At 59.7% G+C, this 12,897-nt stretch carries 13 protein-coding genes; 9 read left to right on the top strand and 4 right to left on the bottom strand.

All coding sequences use genetic code 11. The features are described 5' to 3' along the window. Positions 1-372: 372 nt before the first annotated feature. Positions 373-843: a DUF1289 domain-containing protein gene (locus GIW69_RS03910; protein WP_236480960.1), complete on the top strand. Its 471-nt coding sequence runs from the start codon at positions 373-375 to the stop codon at positions 841-843. A 100-nt stretch (positions 844-943) separates the two neighbouring features. On the opposite strand, the gene GIW69_RS03905 is transcribed toward GIW69_RS03910, so the two are convergent. Further along, a complete protein-coding gene (locus GIW69_RS03905; RefSeq protein ID WP_236480816.1) occupies positions 944-1,807 on the bottom strand; it encodes a universal stress protein UspL in 864 nt (287 codons plus the stop codon). Between the two features lie 160 nt (positions 1,808-1,967). On the opposite strand from GIW69_RS03905, the gene GIW69_RS03900 reads away from it, so the two are divergent. Continuing rightward, on the top strand, positions 1,968-2,570 hold the full coding sequence (locus GIW69_RS03900; protein WP_236480815.1) for a tRNA isopentenyl-2-thiomethyl-A-37 hydroxylase MiaE: 603 nt from the start codon (positions 1,968-1,970) through the stop codon (positions 2,568-2,570). Positions 2,571-2,642: 72 nt separating this feature from the next. Here the strand turns inward: GIW69_RS03900 and GIW69_RS03895 are convergent, their stop codons facing one another. Beyond that, positions 2,643-3,131 (bottom strand): GFA family protein, encoded by a 489-nt coding sequence (locus GIW69_RS03895; RefSeq protein WP_236480814.1) that lies wholly within the window; start codon positions 3,129-3,131, stop codon positions 2,643-2,645. Between the two features lie 284 nt (positions 3,132-3,415). Between GIW69_RS03895 and GIW69_RS03890 the strand changes: the two genes are divergently transcribed. From GIW69_RS03890 to GIW69_RS03880, 3 genes are all read left to right on the top strand, one after another. Continuing rightward, complete coding sequence (locus tag GIW69_RS03890) at positions 3,416-4,300, top strand: LysR substrate-binding domain-containing protein (protein WP_236480813.1); 885 nt, start codon at positions 3,416-3,418, stop codon at positions 4,298-4,300. Positions 4,301-4,400: 100 nt separating this feature from the next. Beyond that, positions 4,401-5,525, top strand: a complete 1,125-nt coding sequence (gene aguA / locus GIW69_RS03885; RefSeq protein WP_236480812.1) for an agmatine deiminase — start codon at positions 4,401-4,403, stop codon at positions 5,523-5,525. A gap of 2 nt (positions 5,526-5,527) precedes the next feature. Then, positions 5,528-6,625, top strand: a complete 1,098-nt coding sequence (locus GIW69_RS03880) for an extracellular solute-binding protein (RefSeq protein WP_236480811.1) — start codon at positions 5,528-5,530, stop codon at positions 6,623-6,625. Between the two features lie 145 nt (positions 6,626-6,770). On the opposite strand, the gene GIW69_RS03875 is transcribed toward GIW69_RS03880, so the two are convergent. Together GIW69_RS03875 and GIW69_RS03870 are read right to left on the bottom strand one after the other, a co-directional pair. Further along, positions 6,771-7,379 carry a DNA-3-methyladenine glycosylase family protein gene (locus GIW69_RS03875; RefSeq protein ID WP_236480810.1) on the bottom strand — a complete coding sequence of 203 codons (609 nt, stop codon included), beginning with the start codon at positions 7,377-7,379 and terminating at the stop codon, positions 6,771-6,773. Positions 7,380-7,471: 92 nt separating this feature from the next. Next, positions 7,472-8,554 carry a bifunctional transcriptional activator/DNA repair protein Ada gene (locus GIW69_RS03870; RefSeq protein ID WP_236480809.1) on the bottom strand — a complete coding sequence of 361 codons (1,083 nt, stop codon included), beginning with the start codon at positions 8,552-8,554 and terminating at the stop codon, positions 7,472-7,474. 109 nt (positions 8,555-8,663) lie between these two features. On the opposite strand from GIW69_RS03870, the gene GIW69_RS03865 reads away from it, so the two are divergent. The 4 genes from GIW69_RS03865 to GIW69_RS03850 all read left to right on the top strand — a co-directional run bounded on the left by GIW69_RS03865 (position 8,664) and on the right by GIW69_RS03850 (position 12,884). Next, positions 8,664-9,080, top strand: coding sequence for a VOC family protein (locus tag GIW69_RS03865; protein ID WP_236480808.1), 417 nt, complete (start codon positions 8,664-8,666; stop codon positions 9,078-9,080). Positions 9,081-9,308: 228 nt separating this feature from the next. Continuing rightward, complete coding sequence (locus tag GIW69_RS03860; protein WP_236480807.1) at positions 9,309-9,923, top strand: biliverdin-producing heme oxygenase; 615 nt, start codon at positions 9,309-9,311, stop codon at positions 9,921-9,923. Then, the gene (locus GIW69_RS03855) at positions 9,920-12,157 is read left to right on the top strand and encodes an ATP-binding protein (protein WP_236480806.1); all 2,238 of its coding nucleotides are present in this window, start codon (positions 9,920-9,922) and stop codon (positions 12,155-12,157) included. Before GIW69_RS03860 ends, GIW69_RS03855 begins: the two co-directional genes overlap by 4 nt. 139 nt (positions 12,158-12,296) lie before the next feature. Then, positions 12,297-12,884: a LysE family translocator gene (locus GIW69_RS03850; RefSeq protein WP_236480805.1), complete on the top strand. Its 588-nt coding sequence runs from the start codon at positions 12,297-12,299 to the stop codon at positions 12,882-12,884. Positions 12,885-12,897 lie beyond the last annotated feature (13 nt).

Genomic DNA, 12,897 nt, shown 5'->3' with positions numbered 1-12,897 from the left:
GGGACGCTCATCCCGAAATGGCCGTACTCATGCGCCGCACGACGTTGTGGGTCGCTTGGCCAGAATTACCGGACATTCCTTACAGAAGCTGCTTTCAAAGTTTTACGCCTGCAGAACGGGGAGCTGATGAGGGTTGGCGATTGGTTTTTCCCCGCTGGAAAAACCCTTCGCCAACACCGCTCTGAAGGAACGACTGTGCTCGTGACGCTTTGAAAACAGCTTCTAACGGACATTGGCGCCTTAAAAGGCTGGCTGATTCTACGGCAAAAAAATATTTAACGTAAGTTCGACCCTGAAGTTTGAGGGGTGATGAATGTTAGACAAAGGGCTAACATGCCGACCTGTTCCGCGTTTCAGTGTTTCGCCTACTTTATGCCCAATCAGACCATCAAGACCCCCTGCGTCGGCCTATGCTCCACCGTTTACGGTGATTTGGTGTGCCGTGGCTGCAAGCGTTTCCACCACGAAGTCATCCACTGGAACGGGTACAACGAGGAAGAAAAACGCGCGGTCTGGCTGCGACTTGAGCAATTGCTGTCACAAGTGATGGCCAGCAAGGTCGAGATTTTCGACTCGGCGCGTCTGCGCGAGCAGCTCGAACAGCGCAAGATCCGCTTCGTGCCGCATCAATCGGAATATTGCTGGGCGTATCAGCTGATTGCCCGTGGCGCACGGGTGATCATTAATCTGGAAGCCTACGGGATGGTGCTGTTGCCGGAGTTTCGTGACTGGAACCTGCCGGAATTGCGCGATGCCATTGATCGGGAATTTTTCCTGCTGTCAGAAGCGCATTATCAGCGTTATATCGCACCGGGTTTTTTGAAGGATGCCTTTGGCGCCTGAACGGCAAAAGCTTCGCGAGCAGGCTCGCTCCCACAGGGGTTGTGTTCCAGGTGTGGGAGCGAGCCTGCTCGCGAAGACGTCTTAGCAGACACCACAATTTTTAATGCTTCAACGTCAACTCCACCAGATGATCCTCGACTTCCTGCGGCTTGAGCACCAGCACGTCGCTTTCCAGCGTATCCAGCACCGCTTCCGCCGTATTCCCGATCAACGCCCCGGACAAACCCGAGCGTGCCACGGTGCCAATCACCGTCACGGCGGCCTGCAGCTTGTGCGCCATAAATGGAATCAATACATCCGCCGGGCCTTCCTCGACATGCAGATGCGCATCATCGATATCAAACTCAGCCTGGAACGCTCGGCACTGTTCGCGATAGCGCGCCTCGATAGTTTCAGAAAGTTGCAGCGTCGGATCCGTCGCCGATAGCATCGGTGACGGATGGGCGGTGATCACATGCAGATGCGCCTTGGCCAGGCTGGCGATGTCGTAGCCGTGATCAATGATCGTGTTGTGCAGGTGACGGTGTTCGCCGTCGGCATTGCCCACGTCAACCGCTGCCAAAATGACTTTGTCTTTCCACGAGCCGCTGGTTTTCACCAGCAATACCGGGGTCGGGCAGTGGCGCAACAGCTTCCAGTCCGCCGGAGTCAGCAGGGCCTTTTTCAGTGGGCTGTCGGAAAAGTGCTGCTTGATCACCAGCCCGCAGCCTTCCGCCTGCTGCACGTCGATGATGGTTTCGTGCAGGCTCTCGTTCCAGGCCTGTTCGGTCGTCACGCTGTGACCACGTTCCAGTAATTCGTCTTTCAGGCGTCGAAGGTGATCGGAGTGGTTGTGCTTCTTGTCGCACACCAGCAAATGCAGATGCGCCTGGGTCACGCCAGCGATCAGTTGCGCGCGGTTGAGCGCCAGACTCTCGTCCGGCGAGGGTTCGATGACCACCAGGATGCTGCGAATGGCTTGCATGGGCGGAGTCTCCAACAATGAAAAGGCACGACGTTGCACAACTATAGTTGCTGCACGCGCGCCTGCGAGTTGATGCATATCAACGGTGGCGGCTGGTGGTCTGCGGACAGGCCGGTATAATCGGCGCCCTTTGCTCGACAACCCTTTATCCGTGAGCCCCATGATCCTTCCCGAAATTCACGAGTTCCTCGGCTGCCGCACGCCCGACGCCTGGGTTCAAGCCGCGCTGGCTGATCAGGAAACCCTGCTGATCGACCACAAGAACTGCGAGTTCAAGGCCGCCAGCACAGCGTTGAGCCTGATCGCCAAGTACCATTCCCATGTCGATCTGATCAACATGATGTCGCGTCTGGCCCGGGAAGAACTGGTGCACCACGAACAGGTAATGCGCCTGATGAAGCGGCGCAAAGTCGAGTTGCGCCAGTTGCATGCCGGCCGTTACGCCTCAGGCCTGCGCAAAGTGGTGCGCAGCCACGAGCCGGTCAAACTGGTCGACACGCTGGTGGTCGGCGCCTTCATCGAAGCGCGCAGTTGCGAGCGTTTCGAAGCGCTGGTGCCGCATTTGGACGAAGAACTCGGCAAATTCTATTTCGGTCTGCTGAAAAGCGAGGCCCGGCACTTTCAGGGCTACCTGAAGCTGGCCTATCAGTACGGCGAGACGAAAGACGTCGAACACGTCATCGAGCGAGTTCGCGCGGCCGAGCAGCATCTGATCGAATCGCCAGACGACGAATTCCGCTTCCACAGCGGCGTCCCCGCGTAGGAGCTGCCGCAGGCTGCGATCGTTTGATCTTGTTGTTTCAAAAATCCACCGATCACAGCCCGATAATCTCGCTCATCCCGTCACCCCCAGCCGCTCATGCCACTGCGCAATCGATTCCTCAGGATAAACCTCAAACTGCTGATCCTTGCCCTTGGCTTCAACCTCGACCCATGACGCTTTCGAACCGAGCATCAAATGCGTGTGCTCCGGCGGCACCGGCAACGGGGTATCGATGACCGACGCGAACGGATGGATCAGCTCCGGCCACTCCGGGCTGAACAGCCACAGGCCGCTGCCGCACTGCGAACAGAAATGCCGTTCGGCGCTGCTGCGATGAGCACGCTTGTCACCTTCATCCTTCATGCGCGCGTGGTAGATCGTGATGTGTTTGCGCCCCTGAACCTTGAGGGTCGTGGCGTCACCGCCGAGATTGATCGCATAACCGCCACCGCCCTGAGTCTTGCGGCAGATCGAGCAGTAGCAGCGTTGATACGGGTAGGGGTGAACGCTGGTGAGGGTGAATGTCACGGCGCCGCAATGGCAGGAACCTTCGAGATGCATAAGGGGCCTCCGGATGGCTGGAAAGGTTTGGTTCAGACTAGAAGATTTAGGGCGGGTGTGCCGCTGTCATCGCTGGCGAGCCAGCTCCCACACGTTTCTCGGGTGTTCACGGGTTTTGTGTTCACCGAAGCTCCCGCCGTGACCGGGCGCGGACGCCGTTTTTTCTGTTCGATACAGAAACCTGTGGGAGCTGGCTTGCCAGCGATGAACGATTACACGGTGGAACTGGACGTCCACGTATAGCCCGGTCAGCATGGCCCTCCAAAAAACCGGGATCAACACCCATGCGACGTTTACCTTCCTTGGCCGCCCTGCGCACGTTCGAATGTGCCGCCCGCCACGCGCACTTTGGCCGGGCGGCGGCGGAGCTGTGTGTCACTGACAGCGCTGTCAGCCATCAGATCCGCCAGCTCGAAGAACAACTGGGCGTCTCGCTGTTCAGCCGCGAAGGCCGGCAGATCCGTCCGACCATTGCCGCCGGGCGCCTGATGCAGAGCCTGCAACAGGCCTTCGAACTGATCGGCGATGCTTGCGATGAACTTCGCGATCCATCCTCGCTGGCCGTGTTGCGGCTGGCCGTTACCGCAGAGCTGGCGCAAAAGTGGCTGATGAGTCGTCTCACGGATTTTTACGCGCGCTATCCGCACATTACGCTGCACCTTTACGAGCAACCGATTGACGCTACCGTGCCGGGCGAAGACATCGACTTGGCCATCACCTACGGCAGCGGCCCGGCGGACAGCACGGCGTATTTCGTCCGGCCGCTGCCGGCGTTGCAGTTCTTTCCGGTGTGCAGCCCCGGCCTGTTCAACCAGGGCACGCTGAAAACCCCAAAGGATCTGGCCCGTCACTGCCTGCTGCACGACGATCAGGACGGCAAGACCTGGACGGCATGGCTGACCAGTCATGCCGGCGATCAACGCCCGGATCGCCAACTGTATTTCGCCCATGCCGGTCTGGCATTGGAAGCCGCTGCGCAAGGGCAGGGCGTGGCCATGGGCGACAACCTCACGGCGCAGGAAGACCTGCAAAGCGGTCGGTTGGTTCGCCCCTTTACGTCAAGCATGACTGCGCTGGGCCAATATGCGTTGGTCTGCGAGCGGCTGAGGCTAGAGCGCCCGGCGGTGGCGCAGATGCTCGAATGGTTCAACGATCAATTGCTCGATTGATGAGTTGAACTCAACTGTTCCGTAATATTCATCGTTGGCGGGCCTGCCGCCGGCAACCGTAGCCTGTGGTCATTCCCATCCCGAACAACGAGGTTTGACCATGGCGCGTTCACTCGACACCACCCCGAAACAGGACGGCTTCCGTCTGCCCGGCGAGTTCGAAGCCAAGTCCGGCTGCTGGCTCGGCTGGCCGGAACGTACCGACGTCTGGCGCAACGGTGCCAAGCCTGCGCAGAAAATCTGGGTGCAGATTGTCACTGCGATTTCCCACAGCGAACCGGTCACCGTGTGTGCCTCTGCCGCGCAGTTCGCCACCGCCCGCCGCCAGTTGCCGCCGCAAGTGCGGGTGGTCGAGATGACCTGCAACGACACTTGGTTTCGCGACAGCGGCCCGTGCTTCGTAGTCAACGATCAGAGTGGCGAAGTGCGCGGCGTTGATTTTGAGTTCAACGCTTACGGCGGCCTCGACGGCGGCTTGTATTACCCGTGGGACAAGGACGACCAGATCGCCGGCAAAATCCTCGAACTTGAGCGCTTCGACCGTTACCGCGCACCGTTGATAGCCGAACTCGGCGGCATCCAGAGCGACGGTCAGGGCAGCATTCTCACCACCGAACAATGCCTGCTCAACCGCAATCGCAACCAGCATTTAGGCAAGGACGAAGTCACCCGTCGCCTGACCGATTACCTCGGCGCTGATCAGGTGATCTGGCTGCCACGGGGGTGCAAGTTCGATGAAACCGACGGCCATGTCGATGACCTTGCGTGCTTCGTTCGTCCCGGCGAAGTGGTGCTGCAATGGACCGACAATCGCGACGATCCGCAATGGGAAATCTATCAGGAGGCCTACGACATCTTGCGCAGCACCCGCGACAGCCGTGGCCGCGAACTCATCGTGCACAAACTGCCTCAGCCCGATGTGCTGGAATGGACCGCCGAAGAAGCCGAAGGCCTCGATCAGCAGGACAGCACCCACACCCGCCAGGCCGGGACGAAAATCTGCGCCTCGTACATCAACTATTACGCCGGCAACAGCTCGATTGTGGTGCCGCTCTTTGGTGATCGTCAGGATCAGGTGGCATTGGCGACCCTGGCCGAACTGTTTCCGCAGCACAAGATTGTGGGCATCGAAAACTCCCGGGAAATCCTCCTCGGTGGCGGCAATGTCGCGTGCATCACCATGCCGCAATACGCCGGCATTGCTAATCACAACAAGGGAGCGTGAGCATGGGCCTGCACAAGCTGACTCAAGCGTTATTGCTGGTGCTTGCACCCCTGTGTGTACAGGCCGCCGACACCGCAAAACCGGTGGTGAATCTGTATATCTGGGGCGAGTACCTGGCCCCCGACACCCTGAAGAATTTTGAAGCGAAGACCGGGATTCATGTGGTCGCCGACCACTTCGATTCGTTGGAAACCGTCGAAACCAAACTGCTCACGGGTCGCAGCGGTTATGACCTGGTGCTGACCGCCGGGCAGCATTTGTCCCGGGCGATCCAGAGCGGTGCGATCCAGCCGCTGGACAAACAGAAGATCCCGCACTTTTCCGGCGTCGGCGAAGAGTTTCGCCAGCACATGGCGGTGTTCGATCCGGGCAACCGTTATGCCGGAATTTACGCGTGGGGCACCACTGGCGTCGGCTATCAGGAAGACGCGATCAAGCAGCGCCTGCCTGATGCGCCGACCGACAGTTGGGCGATGCTGTTCGATCCGGCCGTGGTGTCGAAATTTGCCGACTGCGGGGTGAGTCTGCTTAACGATCCCAACGAGGTGTTTGCGGCGGTCATGAAATACATGGGGCTCGACATCAACCGGCAGAACCTCGATGACCTGAAACTGGCCGAACAGCAACTGGCGAAGATTCGGCCGTACATCCGCTATTTCGACAATGACCTGAACATCAGCGACCTGGCCAACGGCAACACCTGTGTAGCGATGTCGTGGAACGGCAACGTGGCAATCGCAGCGGGGCAGGCTGAGGCGGCGAGCAAGCCGTTCAAGCTGAGTTACAAGATCCCGAAGGAAGGCACGTTGATCTGGTTTGACGCGATGGTCATTCCGAAAGATGCGCCGCATCCGCAGGCTGGACTGGCATTAATGGATTATTTGATGACGCTCGAGGTGATTGCGCCGATCACGAACACCATCCATTACGCCAATGCCATCACGGCGGCGGACCGGTTGGTGGAACCGGCGATCGCCCAGGATCCGGGAACGTATCCGTCGGCGGCAGTCAGGGCCTCGCTGTACAGCAAAAATGACAACGGCAAGGCATTCAATCGCGCCTTGATCCGAGCGTTCAGCCGATTAAAGTCCGGCCTATAACGCCACCCGTGTAGAAGCTGCCGCAGGCTGTGATCTTTTGATTTGATCGTTCCCACGCTCCGCGTGGGAATGCAGCCCGGGACGCTCCGCGTTCCACGCAACAGTTAAAAGATCGCAGCCTGCGGCAGTTCCTATAGGGGCAAATTCATGCTCGCCACAAATACCAGGCCGCCACTGTGCGAAACGGCCGCCACGCCAAGCCGATTTCAATCATCTGCTTGCGTGTCGGCGCTACCGCCAATCCCTTCAACCGCCGATACCCCTCTCGCACGCCAAAGTCATCCGCCGGCAAAATATCCGGGCGCTCCAGGCTGTAGATCAACAGCATCTCAACCGTCCAGCGACCCACCCCGCGCAGGCTGACCAAGCGCTCGATCAGCGCTTCATCGTTCATGCCCAACGCCGTCGTGTAATCCGGCACCACGCCATCCAGCGTCGCTTGGGCAATTCCTTGAATGGTCGCAATCTTTCTCGCCGAAAATCCGCAACTGCGCAGCCGATCAAAATCGGTGACCAACACCTGCTCGGGCCGGGGAAAGCTCTGCCCGGGAAATAACCCGACCAGCCGCCCGACAATCGCGTCCCCGGCCTTGGCATGCAGTTGCTGATAGGCAATAGCCCGCACCAGCGATTCATAAGGATCGCGCGCCGGATGGGGTTTATGCAGGCACGGGCCGACGGCGGCAATGTGGCGTTGCCAGTCAGCATCGACGGTGGACAGAAAATCGCTGGCGGGTTGGAAGGGGTCGGGCATGCCGCATCCTGAATAAAAATGAGGCCACAAGCTTAGCGCCGATCCGGTTGCGTCGTACTCTGTTGCTTGCGCTTGAAGTCGCTCGCCAGCAGTCAAAACGCCAGGGGTTGCGTCAGTTGCACTGCGGCATTTTCAAGTCGCAACAGGAACGCCTTGCGCGGTTGTCCACCACCATAGCCGGTCAACGAACCGTCCGCGCCAATCACTCGGTGGCAGGGCACCACAATCGACAATCGATTTTGCCCATTGGCCAGACCCACCGCGCGGCTGGCACCCGGTTTGCCCAGACGCAATGCCAGCGCGCCATAGCTGCAGGTCTGACCATAGGGGATTTGCAGCAATTGCGCCCAGACCTGTCGGGCGAATTCACTGCCCGGCAAGTGCAGCGGCACATGGAATTCGATCAGGCGACCGGCGAAATACGCTGCCAGTTCTTCCTCGATCTGCTGTAAGTGCGCATTGTGCCCCGGTGCGACCAGGTAGCCGTGGCGAGCCTGCAACGTTTCGACTTCGCGGGTCAGCGCCGGGCGGTCGAGAAATTCCAGCAACACCAGTCCACGACGTTCGGCCATTGCAATCATCGGCCCAAGCGGTGTGGTCAGCCGGGTGAACAGCAGCGGTTCGCTCTGCGCCGCCCGGCCTGGCGTGATATAGAAGGATTTCTGAAACGCGTCGCGAAACCCGCTGAGAGACTCATAACCGGAGTCGAACGCCGCATGGTCGATAGACGCGCCTTGACGGATACCGCCCAACGCCATGCCAAGCCTGCGCGTGCGCAGCCAGGCATGGAACGTCATGCCGAAATGCTGCTTGAACCATCGCCGCAGCGTCAGTGGTTCGATACCCTCGGCCAGCAAGTGCGCGTCCGTCCAGCGCATCTCCGGGTCGGCTTCCACAGCCTTGAGCAAGCGCTGCACCCAATCCGGTGCGATGGCGGCGGCATCCAGCGGCTTGCAGCGCAAACACGCGCGATAACCGGCGCAGAGGCATTCATCGGCATGGGCAAAGAATTCGACGTTTTCCGGTTTCGGTTTGCGCGCCGTGCAACTGGGGCGGCAGAAAATACCGGTGGTTTTCACGGCCGTGAAGAACACCCCTTCGTAGGCGGTGTCGCGTTCGAGCATGGCGCGAACCATCTCGGCGTGTGGGGGCAGGACAACGGTTTGTAGGTTCATGGCTGGAGCATAAAACCAGTTCTTCGATGGCTCCACCGAAAAATCGACAGGGAATTTTTTCGATTCTGCACCACAATCAGCGGGTCACCGAGTTTGAGGAAAGCGAGCCATGCATCCCTTCACCATCCAGCACATTGATCACATTGTCTTGCGCGTCACGAACCTGCAACGCAGCATCGATTTCTACGCCCGGGTGTTCGGCGCCGAACTGGTCAAGCGCCAGGATCATTTGGGCCTGGTGCACCTGCGCGCCGGTACGTCGATGATCGACCTGGTCAGCCTTGACGGCGAACTCGGCCGCAAGGGCGGTGCCGCCGCCGGTGCCGAGCGGCGCAACGTCGACCATTTCTGCTTGCGCATCGAGCCGTTCGATGAGGCTGTACTGGTTCGTCATCTTGAGGCTTGCGGCCTCACCACTGAAAAAGCTGCCAGCCGTTACGGCGCCGAAGGCAAGGGTCTGTCGCTGTACTGTTTCGACCCGGACGGCAATCAGGTAGAGCTGAAAGGGCCGTCCGAACCGAGTTGATTGGGCGAGCCGGTGATACGGCAATGCCCTAAACGCATCGATATCGAGTCGCGCCGCGCATGTGCCCTCGGTTGCATAAGTTGATGAGCAAAATTCATCGGTCATTCACGTTGACGCCCACGGCCGGATCGAACTTTCTCGCCACGTCCGGACTCTGAATCGCTTGCACAGATTTTTTCTACTCTATTCCCTCATGGCCCCAGGCGGCCCACAGCACGAGCGATCTACATGCAAGTAAAGGCCCGTGACGTACACGTTCCCCTGGTGCTGCAAGACCTGCGCGCCGGCACCGCCGAACTGCACATCGCACTGGAAAAGCGCCTTCCGTTCTTCTCCGACACCCTCGATACGAATGCCTTTCGGCGCTTGGTGGAAGCCTATTACGGGTTTTACCGTCCGCTGGAAAGCGTGCTGCGGGACAGCGGTGCAATCCCCGCTGATTTTGACCTGGCGCAGCGTTTCAAAACGCCGACCCTGCAAGCCGACCTGAAAGCCTTGGGCGTGCCCGCCGAACGGCTGACGCAGTTGCCCATGTGCGTGCAATTGCCCGCCATCGACTCCAGCGCTGCGTGCCTGGGCGTGATGTATGTGCTCGAAGGCGCCACCCTCGGCGGACAGATTTTGCGCCGCGAGATCGCTTCGCGGCTGAACCTGGAAGCCGATAACGGCGCGGCGTTTCTCGACATCTACGGCGCCGCGACCGGCCGTCGCTGGCGCGATTTCATCGATTACCTGGGCAGTCGTCCCTTGGACGCAGCCGAACGTCAGGCTGTCGTCACCACTGCGCAATCCACATTTGCCTGTTTCGAGCATTGGCTCGATGGCCAGGAGGTTTTGCTATGAGCCCACAAGACAAAGCAGTGTTTGAGGAATTGCTGGCCAACTGCGCCGACGAGCCCATCCGCTTTCCCGGCGCGATCCAGCCGCACGGGCTGCTGCTGACACTGACCGAGCCGGGTCTGGAGATCATTCAGGTCAGCGCCAACGCGCAAACGTTGCTCGCGCGTCAGCCGGAAACGCTCATTGGCCAGCCGCTGGAAAGCCTGTTGGGCAAGGCCGATGCCGAGTCCGTGCGCGAAACGCTGCAACAGCCCGGTTTCCTCGACGCACCGCCGTTGCATTTTCAGCTCAACGACACGGCGTTCGAGGGGTTGCTGCATCGGCATGACGGCGTATTGATTCTCGAGCTGGAAATCCACGTCGACAATTTTCAGCCGCGTAATGTCGCTGGTCTTAACAAGAATCTCGGGCGGATGTTGCAGCGACTGCAAGCAGCCACGACGTTGCAGGCGCTCTATGACATCAGCGTAAAAGAAATCCAGGCCATGACCGGTTACGACCGAGTACTGATTTACCGCTTCGAAGAGGAGGGCCATGGCCAAGTCATCGCGGAGGCGTCCGACCCGTCGATGGAAGTCTTCAACGGCTTGTTTTTCCCGGCGTCGGACATTCCCGAACAGGCGCGGGAGCTGTATCGCACTAACTGGTTGCGGATCATTCCCGATGCGGCGTACGAGCCGGTGCCGCTGGTGCCGAAGCTGCGGCCTGATACGCAGACGCCGCTGGACTTGAGTTTCGCGACCCTGCGCAGTGTGTCGCCGATCCACTGCCAGTACATGAAAAACATGGGCGTGCTGTCATCGATGAGCATTTCGCTGCTCAAGGGTGACCGGCTCTGGGGCCTGATCAGTTGCGGCAACCGCCAGCCGCTGCATGTGCCCCATGAATTGCGCATTGCCTGCCAGACCATCGGCCAGGTGTTGTCGTTACAGATCAGCGCGATGGAGTCTTTGGAGATCAGCCGTCAGCGCGAGGACAAAGTTGACGCATTGGCGCTGCTCAATCAGGCGATGATTGATTCACCGGAGAACGTGTTTGACGGACTGGCGAATCAGCCAGAGGTTCTGATGGCGCTGACCCGCGCCGGGGGTATCGCAATCATCGAGGACAAGCAACTGCACCGTTTTGGCAATTGTCCGGAGCCCGAGGACATCCGCGCGCTGCATAAATGGCTGCAGGCGCGCGATGAACCCGTGTTCGCCAGCCACAATCTGGCGAGCGTCTATCCGCCGGCGGCGCAGTATCAGCAAGTCGCCAGCGGCGTGCTCGCCATGAGCCTGCCTAAACCGGTGGACAACGGCGTGCTGTGGTTCCGTCCCGAGGTCAAGGAAAACATCAACTGGAGTGGCGATCCGCAGAAGCCGCTGAACCTGGAGAACTCCGACGCTGGCATGCGTCTGCGCCCGCGTACGTCGTTCGAAATCTGGAAGGTCGAGATGGCCGGCATCTCGACAAAATGGAGCCACGGTGATCTGTTTGCGGCCAACGACCTGCGTCGCTCAGCGCTGGAAAACGACCTGGCCCGGCAGGTGCGCCGCGAGCAGGAAGCGGTGCGCGCGCGGGATGAACTGGTGGCGGTGGTTTCTCACGACCTGCGCAATCCGATGACGGTCATTTCGATGCTCTGCGGCATGATGCAGAAGGCCTTCAGTTCCGACGGGCCGCATACGTCGCGGCGAATCTCCACGGCCATCGATACGATGCAGCAAGCGGCAGGGCGCATGAATACGTTGCTGGAAGACTTGCTCGACACCTCGAAGATCGACGCCGGTCGCTACACCATCACCCCGCAACCGCTGGACGTCGGGCAGATCTTTGAAGAGGCGCAATCGCTGCTCGCGCCGCTGGCGATGGACAAAGACATCAGCATTTCTTTTGAAGCCGATCCCGAGCTGAAAATCCATGCCGACCCGGAGCGGCTGTTCCAGGTGCTGTCGAACCTGGTCGGCAATGCGATCAAATTCACGCCGCGTCTGGGCAAAGTCGGCGTGCACGCCACATCGGTGGGTGACGAAATCGTCTTCACCGTGCGTGACAGCGGCGAAGGCATTCCCAAGGAAAACCTGCCCCATGTCTTCGACCGTTACTGGACCGTGAAGGATGGCAACCCGACGGGCACCGGTCTGGGCCTGTACATCACGCAAGGCATCGTCGAAGCCCATGGCGGGCAGATCATCGCCAAGAGCGAGCCGGGGCAGGGCAGCGAATTTAGTTTTACCGTGCCGCGTCTCGACTGAACCGGCAGGCCGTTTGCACATTTTGCCGCCATAAACCCCAAGGAGCTGCCGCAGGGTTGAGGCAGGGCAGTTTTATTCAATACGCGAGGCGAGGCGCTCGTTACCGTGGCGCCTGGTTCAACGGAATTGAAGGTGTGTGATGAGTCTGATCGTGTCGATGGCGGCGTTTGCCCTGGTGGCGTCGATAACCCCGGGGCCGGTAAACATTGTGGCGTTGAGTTCAGGTGCGCAGTTCGGCTTTCGCGCCAGCCAGCGGCATGTGGCCGGAGCGACGCTGGGGTTTGTGTTGCTGCTGGTGTTGATGGGCCTGGGCCTGCATGAGGTATTGAAGCTGTGGCCGTTCCTGACTCGTGTGGTGCAATTGGCCGGGGTCGGATTCCTGCTGTTCATGGCGTGGAAACTGGCGAGCGATGATGGCCGGCTCGATGCCAAAACCTCCACTCGCGCGCCGTCGATGTTCTATGGCGCACTGATGCAATGGCTCAACCCCAAGGCGTGGTTGGCCTGTGTCGCGGGGATGGGCGCGTTTGTGGCCGATGGCGAAGCGCGACTGGTGTGGCAGTTCGCGGCGGTGTATCTGGTGATCTGTTATGTGTCGGTGGGTTGCTGGGTATATGCCGGGACGTTTTTGCGCGGCTATCTGAGCAATCCGGCCGGGATGCGCCTGTTTAATCGCGCAATGGCGTTGCTGTTAGCGATATCCGCGCTTTTTTTATTACGTCCGTAACCCACGCCAGAGT

This window comes from Pseudomonas syringae, from assembly GCF_021605415.1.
GTDB lineage: Bacteria > Pseudomonadota > Gammaproteobacteria > Pseudomonadales > Pseudomonadaceae > Aquipseudomonas > Aquipseudomonas syringae_S.
The sequence above is the reverse complement of the archived record's forward strand: the minus strand, read 5'-3'. Positions and strand labels throughout refer to the sequence as shown.